The 15,900-nt window shown below is 76.1% G+C and carries 16 protein-coding genes; 6 read left to right on the forward strand and 10 right to left on the reverse strand.

The window, feature by feature from the left end:
* Positions 1-27 precede the first annotated feature (27 nt).
* Both AAHH18_RS09480 and AAHH18_RS09485 read right to left on the reverse strand, forming a co-directional pair.
* Positions 28-933, reverse strand: a complete 906-nt coding sequence (locus tag AAHH18_RS09480; RefSeq protein ID WP_283319732.1) for a glycosyltransferase — start codon at positions 931-933, stop codon at positions 28-30.
* 12 nt (positions 934-945) lie between these two features.
* Positions 946-1,425 carry a metallopeptidase family protein gene (locus tag AAHH18_RS09485; protein WP_283319733.1) on the reverse strand — a complete coding sequence of 160 codons (480 nt, stop codon included), beginning with the start codon at positions 1,423-1,425 and terminating at the stop codon, positions 946-948.
* Positions 1,426-1,498: 73 nt separating this feature from the next.
* Here AAHH18_RS09485 and AAHH18_RS09490 point away from each other — a divergent pair, with 73 nt between their 5' ends.
* The 5 genes from AAHH18_RS09490 (at position 1,499) to AAHH18_RS09510 (ending at position 4,907) form a co-directional block, all read left to right on the forward strand.
* Complete coding sequence (locus AAHH18_RS09490) at positions 1,499-1,879, forward strand: DUF3499 domain-containing protein (RefSeq protein ID WP_222169958.1); 381 nt, start codon at positions 1,499-1,501, stop codon at positions 1,877-1,879.
* Between the two features lie 5 nt (positions 1,880-1,884).
* Positions 1,885-2,178 (forward strand): hypothetical protein, encoded by a 294-nt coding sequence (locus AAHH18_RS09495; protein ID WP_283319734.1) that lies wholly within the window; start codon positions 1,885-1,887, stop codon positions 2,176-2,178.
* A 72-nt stretch (positions 2,179-2,250) separates the two neighbouring features.
* On the forward strand, positions 2,251-3,708 hold the full coding sequence (locus tag AAHH18_RS09500; protein ID WP_343301432.1) for a phosphomannomutase/phosphoglucomutase: 1,458 nt from the start codon (positions 2,251-2,253) through the stop codon (positions 3,706-3,708).
* Between the two features lie 3 nt (positions 3,709-3,711).
* The gene (locus AAHH18_RS09505) at positions 3,712-3,906 is read left to right on the forward strand and encodes a Trm112 family protein (RefSeq protein ID WP_222169956.1); all 195 of its coding nucleotides are present in this window, start codon (positions 3,712-3,714) and stop codon (positions 3,904-3,906) included.
* Between the two features lie 74 nt (positions 3,907-3,980).
* Entirely contained in the window at positions 3,981-4,907 is a 927-nt protein-coding gene (locus AAHH18_RS09510) for a cation diffusion facilitator family transporter (protein WP_283319736.1), read from the forward strand.
* Positions 4,908-5,057: 150 nt separating this feature from the next.
* Here AAHH18_RS09510 and AAHH18_RS09515 read toward each other — a convergent pair whose 3' ends face one another.
* Entirely contained in the window at positions 5,058-6,320 is a 1,263-nt protein-coding gene (locus AAHH18_RS09515; protein ID WP_343301433.1) for an MFS transporter, read from the reverse strand.
* Between the two features lie 137 nt (positions 6,321-6,457).
* On the reverse strand, positions 6,458-8,647 hold the full coding sequence (locus AAHH18_RS09520) for a beta-glucosidase family protein (RefSeq protein ID WP_343301434.1): 2,190 nt from the start codon (positions 8,645-8,647) through the stop codon (positions 6,458-6,460).
* Positions 8,648-8,769: 122 nt separating this feature from the next.
* Here AAHH18_RS09520 and AAHH18_RS09525 point away from each other — a divergent pair, with 122 nt between their 5' ends.
* Complete coding sequence (locus AAHH18_RS09525) at positions 8,770-9,423, forward strand: TetR/AcrR family transcriptional regulator (RefSeq protein ID WP_283319739.1); 654 nt, start codon at positions 8,770-8,772, stop codon at positions 9,421-9,423.
* A 12-nt stretch (positions 9,424-9,435) separates the two neighbouring features.
* Here AAHH18_RS09525 and AAHH18_RS09530 read toward each other — a convergent pair whose 3' ends face one another.
* The 6 genes from AAHH18_RS09530 to AAHH18_RS09555 form a co-directional block, all read right to left on the reverse strand.
* Positions 9,436-10,779 carry an MFS transporter gene (locus AAHH18_RS09530; protein ID WP_343301435.1) on the reverse strand — a complete coding sequence of 448 codons (1,344 nt, stop codon included), beginning with the start codon at positions 10,777-10,779 and terminating at the stop codon, positions 9,436-9,438.
* Positions 10,776-12,542: an allophanate hydrolase gene (gene atzF, locus AAHH18_RS09535; protein ID WP_343301436.1), complete on the reverse strand. Its 1,767-nt coding sequence runs from the start codon at positions 12,540-12,542 to the stop codon at positions 10,776-10,778. The genes AAHH18_RS09530 and atzF overlap by 4 nt, the downstream gene beginning before the upstream one ends.
* Positions 12,539-13,234, reverse strand: a complete 696-nt coding sequence (locus tag AAHH18_RS09540; RefSeq protein WP_283319742.1) for an urea amidolyase associated protein UAAP2 — start codon at positions 13,232-13,234, stop codon at positions 12,539-12,541. The genes atzF and AAHH18_RS09540 overlap by 4 nt, the downstream gene beginning before the upstream one ends.
* Before the next feature lie 2 nt (positions 13,235-13,236).
* On the reverse strand, positions 13,237-14,070 hold the full coding sequence (locus tag AAHH18_RS09545) for an urea amidolyase associated protein UAAP1 (RefSeq protein ID WP_343301437.1): 834 nt from the start codon (positions 14,068-14,070) through the stop codon (positions 13,237-13,239).
* 11 nt (positions 14,071-14,081) lie between these two features.
* Positions 14,082-14,723 carry a cysteine hydrolase family protein gene (locus AAHH18_RS09550; RefSeq protein ID WP_283319744.1) on the reverse strand — a complete coding sequence of 214 codons (642 nt, stop codon included), beginning with the start codon at positions 14,721-14,723 and terminating at the stop codon, positions 14,082-14,084.
* A gap of 124 nt (positions 14,724-14,847) precedes the next feature.
* Complete coding sequence (locus tag AAHH18_RS09555; protein WP_283319745.1) at positions 14,848-15,846, reverse strand: ABC transporter permease; 999 nt, start codon at positions 15,844-15,846, stop codon at positions 14,848-14,850.
* Positions 15,847-15,900: the final 54 nt, after the last annotated feature.

A 15,900-nucleotide genomic window follows, 5' to 3' on the forward strand; every position in this document is an offset into this window, starting at 1 on the left:
CCGACGGCCCCCGGGACCGTCGCCTGCTCAGCGGGCCGCGCGCAGCTCCAGCGCCTCGCGCAGGCGCAGCCCGGCCGAGACGGCGACCCGCACCGGCCAGTGGTACCACCGGGAGTAGCGCCGGTGCAGGTAGCGCTCGGCGGACCGGTGGTGCGCGGAGATCATCGCCGCCGGCCGGGCCTTCCACGACACGCCGCCCACGTGCGTGACGCGCGCCGACGGCACGTAGAGGTTCGCCCACCCGGCCAGCGCGAGGCGCTCGCCGAGGTCGACGTCCTCGAAGAACATGAAGTAGTCCTCGTCGAACCCTCCGACGGCCTCGAACGCCTCGCGGCGCAGCAGCAGGCACGCGCCGGACAGCCACCCGGCCACGCGCTCGGCGCCGACCGTCTCCTGGCGCCGCTGGTACGCGCGCGTCCAGGGGTTGCCCGGCCAGACCTTGCCCAGCACCGCGTGACCGGCGCCCTGGGTCAGCGACGGCAGCTCGCGCGCCGAGGGGTACACGCTGCCGTCCTCGTTGAGCAGCGCGGGGCCGAACGCACCGGCGCCGGGGTGCCGGCCGGCGGCCTCGAGCAGCCGGTCGAGCGACCCGGGCTCCCACACGACGTCGGGGTTCGCGACCACGAGCCAGGGCTGGTGGGCGCCGCGCGCGCCGGCGTTCGCGCCGCCGCCGTAGCCGAGGTTCGCCCCGGGGCGCAGGACGCGCCCGCCCGCCGCCGCGGCGACCCGGTCGGCGACCTCCGGGTCGGTGCCGTTGTCCACGAGCACCAGCTCGACGTCCGCGGTCGTCGCGTCGGCCAGCGAGCGCGTGAAGGCGGTGAGCTCGTCGCCGGGGTGGAACACCACCGACACCACGCGGACGGCCGGGCGGTCGGGGCCGTCGCCGGCACCGGGGTCGTGGGGCGGGCGGGGGTCCGGTGCGGGGGTCGTCATGGCCGGCTCAGGCTACCGCCCGTCCCCGAGACCGGGGTCCACCTCGTCGGGGGAGCGGCCCAGCAGGTGCGCCACCTGCTCCACGACCACCTCGTGCGTGAGCTCGCCGAGCTCGTCCGCGTCGGCGGCGCGCGACTCGACCGGCCGCCGGTACACGACGATCCGCGGCGGCAGGCCCGGCTGCGCGGGGAACGACCGGCCCAGCGGCACGCCGCCGGACTCCCAGGGCGCCGGGTTCGACGGCGGCACGTCCTCGACGGCGAACTCCACGCCGTCGAGCTCCTTGCCCCAGCGGACCTCGAGGCGCTCCACCGAGTCGAGCACGAGGTCGTCGAACCGCTCGGCGCGGGTGCGGTGGGCGGGGAGCGTCGAGGGCAGCAGCGGCCCCCGCAGGCCGCGGCCGCGGCGGTCGCGCCGGCGCACCGGGCCGGCGCCGCCCGACGGTCCGGCCGGGTCGCCCGGGGCCGCGGGGACGAACCGTGTCGGTGCCATCCCGGCACTGTATCCGGGTGAGAACGCGGGTCGCGCCTGCGTCCCGGGCGCGGGCGGCGGTACGGTCTACCCCGTGAGACCCGTCCGCCAGTGCACCCGCACCGCGTGCGGTCGTCCGGCGGTCGCCACCCTGACGTACGTGTACGCCGACTCGACGGCCGTGCTCGGACCTCTCGCCACGCTGGCGGAGCCGCACTCCTACGACCTGTGCGCCGAGCACGCGTCGCGCCTGACGGCACCGCGCGGCTGGGAGGTCGTCCGGCTGACGCCGGAGTTCGTCGAGACGGGCCCGAGCCACGACGACCTGCTGGCGCTCGCGGACGCCGTGCGGGAGGCCGGGCGCCCCGCCCCGCAGCCCGCGGTGGCCGCGGCGGACGGGCTGCCGTCCCCGGCCGGGCCGGAGCCGGGCCGCCGCCGGGGGCACCTGCGGGTGCTGCGCGGCGAGGAGGACTGACGGTCGTGCCGGCAGCCGGGGGCGGTGGCGCGGGACGGCGTCCGGGCCGGCGCGCCCGGGCGACGGACACGCCGCTCGGCTCGCTGAGCCACGCCGCCGCGGAGCACGCCCCGGGCACCGGGTCCTGCGAGGTCTGCGCGTCGACCCGCCTGACCCGGCTGCACCTGACGCTCGCGGACGGCACCGACGTCACGTTCGTGTCCTGCCACGACTGCGAGCACCGCGCGTGGTTCCCGCTCGACGGCGACGGCACGTCCCTGTCCCGTGAGGACGTGGTGCGCCGCTCGGCGCGCGACTGACCGCCCGGCGCGGCGTGGACGACGGCCGCCGGGTCGTGGGACGGCAGGCGGCGATGGGATAGCGTGACCGTCGTGCCCGAGACGCCCGCGCTGCCTGACCTGACCGGCCTCATCAAGGCCTACGACGTGCGGGGCACGGTCCCCGACCAGCTGAACGCCGACGTGGCGCGCGCCATCGGCGCGGCGTTCGCCGAGGTCGTCGTGCTGCCCGAGGTGCGCGAGGGCGCCCGGCCCCGCGTGGTGGTCGGCAACGACATGCGCCCGTCGGGGCCCGAGCTGGTCGGCGCGTTCGCCGACGGCCTCGCGGGCCGCGGCGTCGACGTGGTCCGCATCGGCCTGTGCTCGACGGACGGCCTGTACTTCGCCTCCGGCCGGCTGGACGTCCCCGGCGCCATGTTCACCGCGAGCCACAACCCGGCGGAGTACAACGGCATCAAGCTCTGCCGGGCGGGCGCGCGTCCCGTCGGCCAGGACACGGGCCTCGCGGCCGTGCGCGACCTCGCGGCCCGGTACCTGCGCGACGGCGTCCCGGCCGACGCCGGGCAGCGCGGCGAGGTCACCGAGCAGGACCTCCTCGCCGACTACGCGGCGTTCCTGCGCGGTCTGGTCGACCTGTCGGGCATCCGCCCGCTGAAGGTCGTGGTGGACGCCGGCAACGGCATGGGCGGCTTCACGGCCCCCGCGGTTCTCGGCACCGGCGCGGGCCTGCCGGAGCTGCCGCTCGAGGTCGTGCCGCTGTACTTCGAGCTGGACGGGACGTTCCCGAACCACGAGGCGAACCCGCTGGAGCCGGAGAACCTGCGCGACCTGCAGAAGGCCGTCGTCGAGCACGGCGCGGACATCGGCCTGGCGTTCGACGGCGACGCCGACCGCTGCTTCGTCGTCGACGAGAACGGCGACCCGGTCAGCCCGTCGGCGATCACGGCGCTCGTGGGCCTGCGCGAGATCGAGCGGGAGAAGGCCGAGGGCCGCACGCCCACGGTGATCCACAACCTCATCACGTCGATGGTGGTGCCGGACCTGGTGACGGCCGCCGGCGCGAAGGCCGTCCGCACCCGGGTCGGCCACTCGTTCATCAAGGCGCAGATGGCCGAGTCGCAGGCGGTGTTCGGCGGCGAGCACTCCGCGCACTACTACTTCCGTGACTTCTTCTTCGCGGACACCGGCATGCTGGCGGCGCTGCACGTCCTCGCCGCGCTGGGCGGTCAGCCGCACCCGCTGTCGGCGCTCGCCGAGCAGTACCAGCCCTACAGCGCGTCCGGGGAGATCAACTCCCGGGTCGCCGACGTCGCCGCCGCCCGCGCCCGCGTGGTCGAGGCGTACGTGACGCAGCAGGGCGCCGGGCCGGTCACGGTCGACGAGCTCGACGGCCTGACGGTCTCGCACTGGGACGGCCAGCCGCAGTGGTGGTTCAACCTGCGCGCGTCGAACACCGAGCCGCTGCTGCGCCTCAACGTCGAGGCGGCGGACGAGGACGTCATGGAGAAGGTGCGCGACGACGTGCTCGCGCTGGTCCGGCAGGAGGCCTGAGACGTGGCGGACACGACCGGCCTGGCCCCCTGGGTGCGCGAGCTGCTGCGCTGCCCGGTGACCGGCGCGACGCTCGTCGACGGCGTCGGCCCCGGAGGCGAGCCCGAGCTCGTCTCGACCGACCCGGACCGGCCGCTGGCGTACCCGGTGCGCGACGGCATCCCCGTCCTCCTCGCCGACGAGGCCCGCGCGGTCTAGCATCTCCGCTCGGGCCCCCGCGCAGGTCGGCCCCGGGGGACGGTGGTCGCCCGACCACCAGCGGGAGGACCGGCATGGCGCACGGCGGCGGGAACAGGGCGATCATCGCGGCGCTGTCCGCGAACCTCGGGATCGCGGTGACGAAGTTCGTCGCGTTCCTGCTCACCTCGTCCAGCTCGATGCTCGCGGAGTCGGTGCACTCCCTGGCCGACTCCGGCAACCAGCTGCTGCTCCTGCTGGGCGGCCGGCGCGCCCGGCGGGCCGCGGACGAGGAGCACCCGTTCGGCTACGGGCGCGAGCGCTACATGTACGCGTTCATCGTCGCGATCGTGCTGTTCAGCCTCGGTGGCCTGTTCGCGCTGTACGAGGCGTGGCACAAGTTCGCGGAGCCGCACCCGATCGAGTCGTGGCAGTGGGTGCCGATCGTCGTGCTGCTGGCCGCGATCGGCATGGAGGGCTTCTCGTTCCGCACCGCCATCCGCGAGGCGAACCACACCCGCGGGAAGCAGGGCTGGGTGTCGTACATCCGCACGGCGAAGGCGCCGGAGCTGCCGGTGGTGCTGCTGGAGGACTTCGGCGCGCTGATCGGCCTGGTGCTCGCGCTGTTCGGCGTGTCGATGACGCTGGTCACCGACGACGGGCGCTGGGACGCCGTCGGGTCGGCGGCGATCGGCGTGCTGCTGGTCGTCATCGCGGTGGTGCTGGCCGTCGAGACGAAGAGCCTGCTGCTCGGCGAGTCCGCGTCCCGCCGCGACGTCGAGGCGATCCGGGGCGCCCTGGTGGGGGCCGGCGTGCCGTCGGTCATCCACCTGCGGACCCTGCACCTGGGCCCGGAGGAGCTGCTGGTCGCGGCGAAGATCGAGGTCGACGCCACCGACTCCGCGGCGGACGTCGCGACGGCGATCGACGCGGCCGAGCAGCGCGTGCGGTCGGCGGTGCCGATCGCCCGGGTCATCTACCTGGAGCCGGACCTGCGCCACGCCACGGCTCCCGCTCCCTGACCGCCCCGCCTCGGCCACCGGCACGGCCGGCCCGCTCCTCCCGGGGGGGGGCGATCGGATCCGTCCGACCGGACACGCCCGGCGTGTCGGTGCGAACGGATCCGATCGCAGGGGGCAGGGGGCGGGGGGCAGGGGGCAGGGGGGCGGGGGTCAGCGCACGCGGCGGATCGCGAGGATGAGGCCCGCGCCGACGAGGGCCAGGACGGCCGCGGCCGGGAACATCGCCTGGTAGCCCACCGCCGAGATGGCGGCCGCGGCGACGATCGGCCCGACGATCTGCCCGCCGGTGTTCGCGAGGTTCAGCACGCCGAGGTCCTTGGCGGCGGTCTCCTGGTCGGGCAGCACCTCGACGTTGAGCGCCTGGTCGACCGCGTTGAACGCGCCCATGCCGATGCCGGCGACCACGGCGTAGACGAGCATCGTCCACGGGCTGGGGGAGACGGCGGGCACCAGCACGCCGATCGCGACGAGGACGCCGGCGACGACCACGGGCAGCTTGCGGCGCCCGAGCCGGTCGGAGACCGGGCCCGAGACCGCGGACATCACCAGGGCCGTGACCATGAGGATCGTCGCGATGGAGGAGATGTACCCGGCGGTGGTGCCCTCGCCGAGCGCCATGTAGTCGGTGAGGATGTACAGCTGGTAGCCGGAGACCGCGAACGTCGCGGAGATGATCGCGAACTTCCCGAACAGCGCCAGGTAGTAGTCCCGGCAGTCGCGCCGCGGCAGGCTGAAGGAGTCGAGCAGCATGTCCCGGCTCACCCGGCGGCGGGGGAGGTCCCGGCTGGACGGCTCGCGCATGATGAGCGCGGCGACGGGGCCGGACAGCAGCGTGAGGCCCGCGAGCACCGCGAAGCCCGCGCCGATGCCGCCGAGGAACTGCGCGCCGATGATCTGGCCGCCGTACAGCCCGGCGGAGTATCCGAACGCGTACACCGACGAGATGGTGCCGCGGTGCCGCGGGGCGATCCGGTCGGAGATCACCGCGATCAGCGGGGCCACGATGGCGTTGAGGAACACCTGGTACACCGCCCAGGCGACCAGCAGGGAGCCCACCGAGGACGCGCGCCCGACCACGAGCAGCATCGCGGCGGATCCGACCGAGCCGGCGAGCAGCCACGGCGTGCGCCGGCCCCACCGGGAGCGGGTCAGGTCGGAGAACGCGCCGATGACGATGTTGGCGAGCGTCGCGACGATCATCGCGACCGTGGCGAGCAGCGCGACCACGGAGGTCTTGTCGTCCGGCGCGATCTCCGCGATGCGCGCGGGGAGCAGGACGGCGTTGACCCCCAGGTAGGGGCCGAGCCAGAGGAAGCAGCCGAGCGCCAGCGCGATGCCGAGGCGCACGGGCACGCGGGTCTGCTGCTCGTCGGTGGGGGCGGCCGCGTCGGCGGCCGGGAGGGTGGTGGGCATGGGTCGTCCTCGTCGTCGAGAAGAGCGGGGGATGGTGCCGGTCGGGTGGTGCGGGCCGGCCCGCGCGGTGGCAGGGGTCGGCCGGGTCCGGACCGGTGCGGCGCGGGGCCGCACCGGTCCGGTGCCGGGTGGGGACGTCAGAGGGTGACGACCGCCGTGGCGGCGCCGGGGTCGCCCCAGCGCGCGCCGGCCTCGACGCGGACGCCGCCGGCCGGCAGCACGGTCCGCGCCGCGCCGGCGTCCCAGCGGGCCAGCGGCGTCAGGTCGACGTCCAGCGGCACGGTCGCGGAGCCGCCCGCTCCGACCTCGACGGTGGCGAAGCCGAGCAGCTCGCGCTCACCGGCCCGGTCGCCGTCGAGGCGCGTGCCGTACACCTGGACCACGTGGCGGCCGTCCCGGTCGCCGGTGTTGGTGACCGTCGCGGTGCCGCGCAGGCGCCGGCCTACGGGGTCCACCTCGTCGACGGCGAGCGCGTCCGTCGCCCACGTCGTGTACGACAGGCCCGACCCGAGCGGGTAGAGCGCCTCGACGCCGCGGTGCTGCAGCAGGCGCTGCCCGTACCAGCGGTCGTACGTCACCGCCGTCGCGTCGATGTCGAGCTCGGGCAGGTGCGCGGCGTCGGCGGGGATCGCGTACGGCAGCCGGCCCGACGGGTTGTGGGCGCCGGTGAGGACGTCGGCGAGCGCGTGGCCGCCCTCCATGCCGCAGTACCAGGACAGCAGGACGCCGGGCACCTGGTCGTGCCACTCCTCCATGAGGACGGCGCCTGCGGTGACCACGACGACGACCGTGCGCGGGTTGGCCGCGGCGACCGCGCGAATCACGGCGACGTCCTCGGGGCGCAGGTGCAGGTCGCGGCGGTCGCCCCCGGCGGCGCCGGCGCCGACGACGCTGAGGCCGCTGCCCATCGCCGTCATGACGTGGTCCTGCCACGCCGTCTCCTGCGGGCCCTCCGGGTCCGGGTACAGGGCGACGAGCTCTCCCCGGGTCGCGAGGGACCCGTCGACGAACTCGCCCTCGTCCTCGGCCGTGAACCCGACGACGACGACCGCGGCGTCCGCGCCGGCGGCGGTCCGCGCGGCCGCCCCGGGGTCGCTGCCCGGGGTGTGCCGGACGTCGACGCCCGGCAGCGCCGCGGTGAGGCCCTCCAGGGGGGTGACGACGTACGGGGCGCGGACGTCGGACGAGCCGTTGTCGCCCGTGCTGGCCCGGTCGGCGAGCCGGCCGACGACGGCCAGCGACCGCAGCGACGCGGGGTCGAGGGGCAGCGCGGGGGCGCCGGCGACGTCCTCGTTGCGCAGCAGCACCATCGCGCGGCGGGCGGCGTCCCGGGCGAGCGCCGTGTGCGGGGCGGACGCGACGACGTCCGTCGCGGGCTCCGCCTCGACCCGGCCGGCGTAGTGCCGCAGCTGCGTGGCGAGGATCCGGTGCCCGGCGCGGCGGACGTCCGCCCAGGACGCGGTGCCGTCGTCGAGCGCCGCCCGCAGGTGCGCGCCCCGCTGCTGGCGGAACGGCGCCTCGACGTCGAGCCCGGCACGCAGGGCGGCGGTGCCGTCGCGCATGCCCCAGATGAAGTCCGTGATGACGGTGCCGGTGAAGCCCCACTCCTCCCGCAGCACGGTGGTGAGCAGGTGCTCGTTCTGCCCGGCCCACGTGCCGTTGACCGAGTTGTAGGAGCTCATCACGGCGGCGACGCCCTCGTCGACCGCCCGCCGGAAGTGCGGCAGGAAGTCCTCGTGCAGCGTCACGTCGTCGGCGGTGACGTCGACCGAGAACCGGGCGTTCTCCATCGAGTTGAGCGCGTAGTGCTTGACGCAGGCCATGGCGTGCCGCTGCACGCCGCGGGTGAGGGCCGCGCCCATCTCGCCGAGCAGCGCGGGCTGGTCGGAGTACGTCTCCTGCGCCCGCCCCCACGCGGGGTGGCGGGGCAGGTTGATGCAGACGCCGCCGAAGAAGTTGCCGCCGAGGGCGCGCAGCTCGGCGCCGATCGCCTCGCCGACCTGCTCCTCGAGCTCGACGTCCCAGGTGGCGCCGCGCGCCATCGAGACGGGGAACGCCGTGGCGTGCCCGACGACGCACCCGCGCGGGCCGTCGACGAACCGGATGCCGGGGACGCCGAGCCGGGGGACCGCGCCCATGACGTACGGCTCGACGTTGTAGCCGTCCGTGACGAACGAGGACATGCCCTCCCAGAACGGCGTGTCGCCGTCGAGGAGGTCGAGCCGCTCGTCGTCGGTCAGGGCCTCGTAGAGGTGCGCGGCCTCGGCCTCGGCGGGGGCGCCGGCCGCGACCGCGGCGGTGGCGCGCTGGAACGGGGTGGTGCTCATGAGTCTCCACTCGTCGTCGAGGGGCGCCCAGTCTGTTACTGAGTGCTCATTCAGTATTCAGTACGGTAGCGCGAGAGCCGTCTCTGCCACAATGGGCGAGGCAGCACGACCGAGGAGACCAGGTGCCGCACAGCCCCACCGCCAGCGCGTACTCGCCGCGGACCACGCGCTCGCGGATGAGCGCGTCGGACCGGCTCACGCAGATCCTCACCGTCTCCGCCGGCCTCATCGCCGAGCGGGGGTTCTGGGGGCTGACGCTGCGCGACGTCGCGCTGGCCTGCGGGATCACCGAGGGCGGCGTGCTGCACCACGTCGGGTCGAAGGAGCAGCTGCTGGTCGCCGTGCTCGAGTACCGCGACGCCGTCGACCTGGCCCGGCTCGCCGAGCTGCTCGGCGTCGACGCCGACGTCTTCGACTCCGGCCAGGACGCCGCGGTCGGCCTGCGGGACCTCTGCGCGGCCCTCGTCGAGCGCAACGCGCAGCAGCCGGAGATCGTGCGGCTGTACACCGTGCTGAACGGGGAGTCCCTCGACCCGGCCCACCCCGCGCACGACTACTTCCTCGCGCGCGAGCAGTGGGCGCTCGACCTGTTCGCCGCCGCGGCCGTCGCGGACGGCACCCCGGAGGACCCGCGGGTGCTCGCCCGCGAGGTGCTCGCGGCGATGGACGGCGTGCAGCTGCGGTGGCTGCGCGACGCCGAGGGGCTCGACCTGGTGCAGGAGTGGGACCGGATGGCGTCGCGGCTGATGGGGGAGCCGCGGGCCGCGGGCCGCTGACGACGCCGGACGTCAGACGCGGGCTACCGCCGGGCGGCGGGAGACGAGCGCCACGAGCACGACGGCGAGGAGCATGACGCCCGCCGCCACCGCGCCCAGCAGCGCGTAGCCCGGGCCGGCGACGACCCAGCCGCCGGCGAGCGCGCCGAGCCCGGTGCCGAGCGAGATGATCGACGAGTTCAGCGCGACCACCAGCTGCCCGTGCCGGCCCGCGAGCGTCAGCAGGACGTTCTGCAGCGGCGAGTTCATCGCCCAGGCCGCGAAGCCCCACAGCGCGAACACCGCCAGGGCGGTCCACGCCGTCGCGGTGGCGGGGGTGAGCAGCAGGAGCGCCAGCGTGGAGGTGCCGAGCGCGAGGACGATGCTGCGCGCCGCGCCGAACCGGTCCGCCAGGCGCCCGCCGACGACGTTGCCCGCGACGCCCGCCACGCCGTACGCCAGCAGCACGGCGCTCAGCAGGGCGCCGGTGAGCCCCGCCAGGTCCGTGAGCAGCGGCGACGCGTAGGTCTGCACCATGAGCGCGGCGGCGGTCTCGAGCATCGAGACGCCGAGCACGACGGCGACGAGGCCGGGCAGCGCGGGGCCGGCACCGGGCCGCTGGGCGTCAGGGACGGCGACGGGCCGGGCGGCACCGGGGACCGGCGGGACCGCGGCGGCCGGAGGGAGCGCGGCGCCCGGCGGCGGCGCGGGGACGGCCGCGGCGTCGTCGTCCGCCGGGCCGGGAACGGTGGCGGGCCCGGTCCGCACCAGCAGCAGCACGCTCCCGAGGGCGACGAGCGCCAGCACCCCGACCAGCGCGTACACGCCGCGGTAGCCGAGCACCGGGCCCAGCAGGTTGCCCGCCGGGGCGCCGAGCACGGTGGCCGTCGTGAGGCCGCCGAAGACCGTGGCGACCGCGCGCCCCCGGCCCCCGGGCGGCGCGAGCCGCGCGGCGAGCACCGTGGCGGTCGGCGTGAACCCGCCCGCCGCGACCGCCGAGAGGCCCCGCAGGACGGCGACCTGGGTGTACGTGGTCGCCAGGGCGGTGCCGGCAGCGGCCAGGGCGAACAGCCCGAGGGCGACGCACATGAGCAGGCGGCGCGGGACCCGGCCGACCGCCAGCGTGAGCAGCGGGGTCGACACCGCGTACGTGAAGCCGTAGACGCCGACGAGGGTGCCGACCTGCGTCACGGAGACGCCGAGGTCGGCGGACACGCTCGGCACCAGGCCGGCCATGACGTACGAGCCGAAGCCGATCGCGAACGTCCCGGTGGCCATCGGCCAGAGCCGGGGCGGTCGCCCCGCGGGCGCGGGCGGCGCCGAGGCGGCGTGCCCGGCGGTGCCCGACCCGGGCGCGAGCCCCGTCCCGGCGGTCACGCCGTCACCGCGTGGTCGCGCCACGAGCCCGAGGCCACCGGGGTGAGCCCGCGCACGGCCGCGTCCTCCGCCAGGTAGCCGAGCACGGTGCGCCCGTCGGCCAGGTCCACCCAGCCGAGGCCCAGCGGCGGTGCGCTCTCCGCGAGCAGGTCCGCGAGCGCGGGCCGGGGCAGGCGCCAGAGCTCGCCCGTGACCTGCCCGTCCGCTCCCGGTGCGCGGACCATCCCCGGCCGGCCGAGCGGGTCGCCGAGCGCCGCCAGCCGGTAGCCCGGGGCCGTGCGGACCTCGCCGAGCGCGAGCGCGCCGTGCCGGCGGAGCCGGTCGTGCAGCGGGAGGCCGGACAGGTGGGCGCCGACGACCAGCAGGTCGACGGCCCGGTCCGCCCCCGCGGACAGCGCGGCCGCGGCGGCGGCCCCGAGACCGTCGTCGCTCGGGTCGTCCAGCACCTCCCACGCCCGCGGCCCCGCGAGCGCGAGCAGCCGCCCCGCGAGGTCCAGCGCCGCGGCGTCCGCGAACGCGCGCGTCAGCACGGTCACGCCGACGCGCTCGCCCGGGGCCCCCGCGTCGACGGGGACGGCGACGGCCGCGTAGCCGAACAGGTTGCAGAAGTTGGTGAACGTCCCCAGGCGGGAGTTCACGCCGACCGGGTCGGCGGCGACCTCGGCGAGCGTCGGGTGGTGCGTGGTGGTCGGCAGGAGCAGCGCGTCGGCGTCGCCGAGGGCCGTCTCCGCGGCGCTCCGCAGCCCGGCCAGCGTGACGAGGTCGGCCGCGTACCGGTGCGCGGGCAGGTCGCGCGCGGCGCCGATGATGCGGGCGACCACGGGGTCGAGGCCCTCGGGTGCGGCGTCCACGAGCGCGCCGACGGCGGCGTACCGCTCGGCGACGAACGCGCCGTCGTACAGCAGCCGGGCGGCGGCCAGGAACGGGGTGAGGTCGACCTCGCGCAGCCGCCACCCGGCGTCCCGGAGGCGGTCGGTGGTCGCGGCGAACGCGTCCCGCCACAGCGGTGCGAGCGCGGTCAGGTCCTCGGCGCGGGGCACGGCGAGCACCGGGCGGGCGGTCGCGGCCAGCGGTGCGTCGGCCGGCACGGGCCGCGCCAGCGCGTCCACGCCGTCGGGGCCGGACATGAGCGCGACGGCCCGGGCGGCCAGCGGCAGGGAGCGCGCGAACACGCCGACGCAGTCGAGCGAGCGGCACGCCGGCAGCACCCCGGTCGTCGGGACCAGCCCGGGGGTGGGCTTCACCCCGACGACGCCCTGCAGCGCCGCAGGCACCCGGTTCGACCCGGCGGTGTCGGTGCCCAGCGCCAGGTCGACGACCCCGAGCGCGACCGCGACCGCCGACCCGGACGACGAGCCGCCGGAGACGCGGTCCGGGTGGTCGGCGGAGCGCACCGCGCCGTAGGGGCTGCGGGTGCCGACCAGACCGGTCGCGAACTGGTCGAGGTTGGTCTTGCCCAGCACCACGGCGCCCGCGTCCCGCAGCCGGGCGACGGCGGTGGCGTCGGCGTCGGGCGTCCACGCGACGCCCGGGCAGCCCGCGGTCGTCGGCAGGCCCGCGACGTCGATGTTGTCCTTCACCGCCACGAGGCGGCCGAGCAGCGGCAGGTCCTCGCCCGCCGCCGCCCGGTCCGCCTGCGCGCGCACGTCGGCCTCCACGTCCGCCCGGGGCCGCAGGTGGATCCACACCTCGGGTCGGTCGACCTCGGCGATCCGGGCGTACGCCCGGCCCACCGCGGCCAGGCCGTCGACGGGCGTGGTCACGCGGCGCCCCCGGTGACGATCATCCGCACCGGAGTGGGGTCGAACCCGTTGCAGGGGTTGTTGACCTGCGGGCAGTTCGACACCAGCACCAGGACGTCGCGCTCCGCGCGCAGCGTCAGCGACAGGCCGGGGGAGGAGATGCCGTCGACGATGCCGAGCGCGCCGTCCGCCTCGACCGGCACGTTCATGTACCAGTTGATGTTCGACACCAGGTCGCGCTTGCCCAGGCCCCAGCGCGCGCCCTCGGCGAGGAAGTTCTCGACGCAGGCGTGCTGGTGCACGGTGTGGTGGCCGTACCGCAGGGAGTTCGACTCCTTGGAGCACGCGCCGCCGATGGTGTCGTGGCGCCCGACCTCGTCGTGCACGAGCGTCATCAGCGGGTCCCCGGTGCCGGCGCGCAGCACCGACCCGGCGACCAGGTACACGTTGCGCTGCGCGGCGACGGTGTCGGACGCCGAGTACCGCACGGAGGTGTCGTGGGCGTCGTACAGCAGGCAGTCGACGGCCTGGTTGCCCTCGAGGTCGACGATCGTCAGCTCCTGGCCGGCGCGGACGACCGCGGACCAGGGGGAGCGCCGGGGCACGACCTGGTCGAGGACGACGGTGGCGCCGGCGAGCCGGGCGGGCAGGGCGTCGGCCGACGGGGCCGGGGACGTCGGGGCGGTGGCGGTCCGGGCGGTGGTCTCGGTCATGGTCACAGTCCCCTCGCGCGGGCGTGGTCGATGGTGTTGGCGTAGGCGCGCGCCGCCTCCGGCGTCGCGGTGGCCTCGGGTGCGTCGAGGTCCGCGGGGGTCCCGCGCCAGGCGCGCACGCGCAGCGGCGTCGAGACGTACTCGGGCCGCGGGTCGACCGGGTGCGGGACGTTCGCCAGCAGCACCGCGCAGGGCAGTTCCAGGCGCAGCCGCACCCGGGCGCCGGCGCCGGCCGACCCGGTGAACGCCGTGGTGCCGTCCCCGGCGATCCGCACGCCCTGGAAGAACGACAGGCTCGGCGGCACGTCGCGGGCGTCCAGGCCGTTCTTCAGCGCGGCGAGCAGCAGCAGCTCCCGCCCGGCGGGCGTGCCGCCCTGGGGGGACCCGTCGCCGTACCGGGCCTCGTTCGCGACCCGCGAGGACGTGCCGCAGAATGTGTCGTGCCGGCCCGAGGTGTCCTCGACGACGGTCGCGAGCACCCGGCCCCGGTCGGACAGCAGCATCGACCCGGCGCCCAGGTACGCCTGCCACTGGATCTTGACGGTGTCGGCCACGTTGAGCCGCTCGTCGGGCTGCCCGGCGTGGACGAGGACGAGGTGCGCGCAGGCGTCGCCCTCGAGGTCGGTCAGCTCCAGCACGGAGCCGCGCGCGAGTACGACGGTCGTGTAGTTCCCCCCGGCGACGGTCTCGGCGTGCAGCCGGTCCGCCGGGGCCACGTCGGCCGGCCAGTGGTCCGCGGTGGCGGCCGGGACGGTCGGCATGGTCTCGACCACGGTGCCGCCCTGGGCGCGCGCGTGGTCGCGGGCGCCGGTGGGCGAGGCGGTGGAGATGGTCATCGGGTCCTCCCTCAGACGGCCTGGGCGGTGGTGGCCAGCGCGCGCTGCACCTCGGGGTTCGGGGTGGCGGTGGCCAGCCACTCCTGGACCTCCTCGGCGGTGACGAGGGCGTCGCGCTGCAGGTAGTGGATCGCGTTCAGCGCGGCGTCGTGCGCCTCCTGCGTGGAGCCGCCGACGGCGTCGGTGACGACGCGGACGCGGTAGTCGTGCTGGTGGGCGTCGACCGCCGTGTAGTGGATGCAGACGTCGGTCAGGCCGCCGATGAGGATGACCGTGTCCGCCCGGTACGCCTTGAGCACGATCTCGAGCTCCGTGCCGAAGAACGCGGAGTAGCGGCGCTTGCGGATGAGGAACTCGTCGGGCCGGGGGTCCAGCCCCTGCGCGAGCTCCGTCTCCGGCCAGCCCTCGACGCAGTGCGGCCCCTCGGCGCCGTCGAGCTCGCGCCCGATGTCGATGAGGGAGGGCTTGTGGACCTCCTGGATCCACACCACCGGGACGCCCTGCTCGCGGCAGGTCGCGATCATCTTCCGCACGCGCGGCGCCCGCTCGGTGCGTCCCGGCATGTACGGGATCTCGGTGCGGGACTCGGCGCGCTCGACGTCGCCGCCCTGGATGTCGACGACGATGAGCACGGCGTTGCCGGTGACGTTCATGGTGGTTCCTTCCGGTGGTGCACGGGGGCCGAGCTCGGCAGTGCGAGCCCGGCAGGTCCGGGTGCCGACCTCGGCAGCGGACTGCCGAGCTCGGCGGATGGGGGTGGGCGGGGGTGGGCGGGGGTCAGGTGAGGGCGATGCGGCGGTCGGCGGCGGCCTGCAGGCAGTCGACGACGGTGTTGAGCAGGACGTAGACGACGCCCAGCACCAGGGCCACGCCGGCGATCGCGGGGAAGTCGGAGGCGGCGACGGACTTGTCGAGGTAGGACCCGACGCCGGGCCAGTCGAAGATCTTCTCGACCACCACGAGCCCGGCCAGGAGCATCCCCGCCTGGATGCCGACCATCGACAGCGTCGGTCCGAGGGAGTTGCGGACGGCGTGCCGCACGAGGATCTGCCGCTCGCTCATGCCGGCCGCGCGGGCCGTGCGGGCGTGGTCGGCGGCCATGTTCGCCTTGAGCCCGTCCACCAGGACCCGGCCGATGGCCACGGCGGGGGAGATCGCGGCGCACAGGGCCGGCAGCGCGAGGTGCGCCACCGCGTCGCCGGCGACGTCGAACCGCCCGTGGAGCAGGCCGTCGAGCACGAGGAACCCCGTGGGGCCGGCGGGGGCGTCGCGCAGGCCGGTGCGACCGCCGGACGGCGCCCAGCCCAGCTGCGCGTAGAACACCAGCAGCGCGACCATGCCCAGCAGGAACGTCGGGGCGGCGGCGCCGCTGAGCAGCACGACCCGCACGATGCCGGCGCCGCGCCACGCGAGGGTCGTCAGCGCGGCGAACGCCACGCCCAGCACCAGCGCGATCGCCAGCACCCACGCGGCGAGCTCCAGGCTGGCGGGGAGCACCTGCGCGAGGTTCTCGGCCACCGGGGTGCGGCTGCGCAGCGAGTTCTGGAGGTCCCCGTGCAGCACGCCGCCGAGGTACGTGAGGTAGCGCTGCGCGAGCGGCTCGTCGAGGCCGAGGCGCTCCCGGGCGGCGGCGACCGCGTCCGCGGAGGCGTTCGCGCCCACGTACGCCTTGGCGGGGTCGACGCCGCTGACCTCCTGGAGGCCGAACAGCGCCATGGTGAGCGCCAGCAGCACGCCGAGCGTGGCGGCGAGCCGCTTGACCAGGAACATCACCATGCCGGGGCCTCCTTCGCGGGCGGGGTGGGGGACGGGGGGAGGGCGGGCGCGCGC

This window comes from Cellulomonas olei, from assembly GCF_039548315.1.
GTDB lineage: Bacteria > Actinomycetota > Actinomycetes > Actinomycetales > Cellulomonadaceae > Cellulomonas.

What these genes read in the sequence shown, in the direction of transcription:
- AAHH18_RS09480 (WP_283319732.1), bottom strand. Translation starts at nt 933, where the DNA reads ATGACGACCCCCGCACCGGACCCCCGCCCGCCCCACGACCCCGGTGCC.
- AAHH18_RS09485 (WP_283319733.1), bottom strand. Translation starts at nt 1,425, where the DNA reads ATGGCACCGACACGGTTCGTCCCCGCGGCCCCGGGCGACCCGGCCGGA.
- AAHH18_RS09510 (WP_283319736.1), top strand. Translation starts at nt 3,981, where the DNA reads ATGGCGCACGGCGGCGGGAACAGGGCGATCATCGCGGCGCTGTCCGCG.
- AAHH18_RS09515 (WP_343301433.1), bottom strand. Translation starts at nt 6,320, where the DNA reads ATGCCCACCACCCTCCCGGCCGCCGACGCGGCCGCCCCCACCGACGAG.
- AAHH18_RS09520 (WP_343301434.1), bottom strand. Translation starts at nt 8,647, where the DNA reads ATGAGCACCACCCCGTTCCAGCGCGCCACCGCCGCGGTCGCGGCCGGC.
- AAHH18_RS09540 (WP_283319742.1), bottom strand. Translation starts at nt 13,234, where the DNA reads ATGACCGAGACCACCGCCCGGACCGCCACCGCCCCGACGTCCCCGGCC.
- AAHH18_RS09545 (WP_343301437.1), bottom strand. Translation starts at nt 14,070, where the DNA reads ATGACCATCTCCACCGCCTCGCCCACCGGCGCCCGCGACCACGCGCGC.
- AAHH18_RS09550 (WP_283319744.1), bottom strand. Translation starts at nt 14,723, where the DNA reads ATGAACGTCACCGGCAACGCCGTGCTCATCGTCGTCGACATCCAGGGC.
- AAHH18_RS09555 (WP_283319745.1), bottom strand. Translation starts at nt 15,846, where the DNA reads ATGGTGATGTTCCTGGTCAAGCGGCTCGCCGCCACGCTCGGCGTGCTG.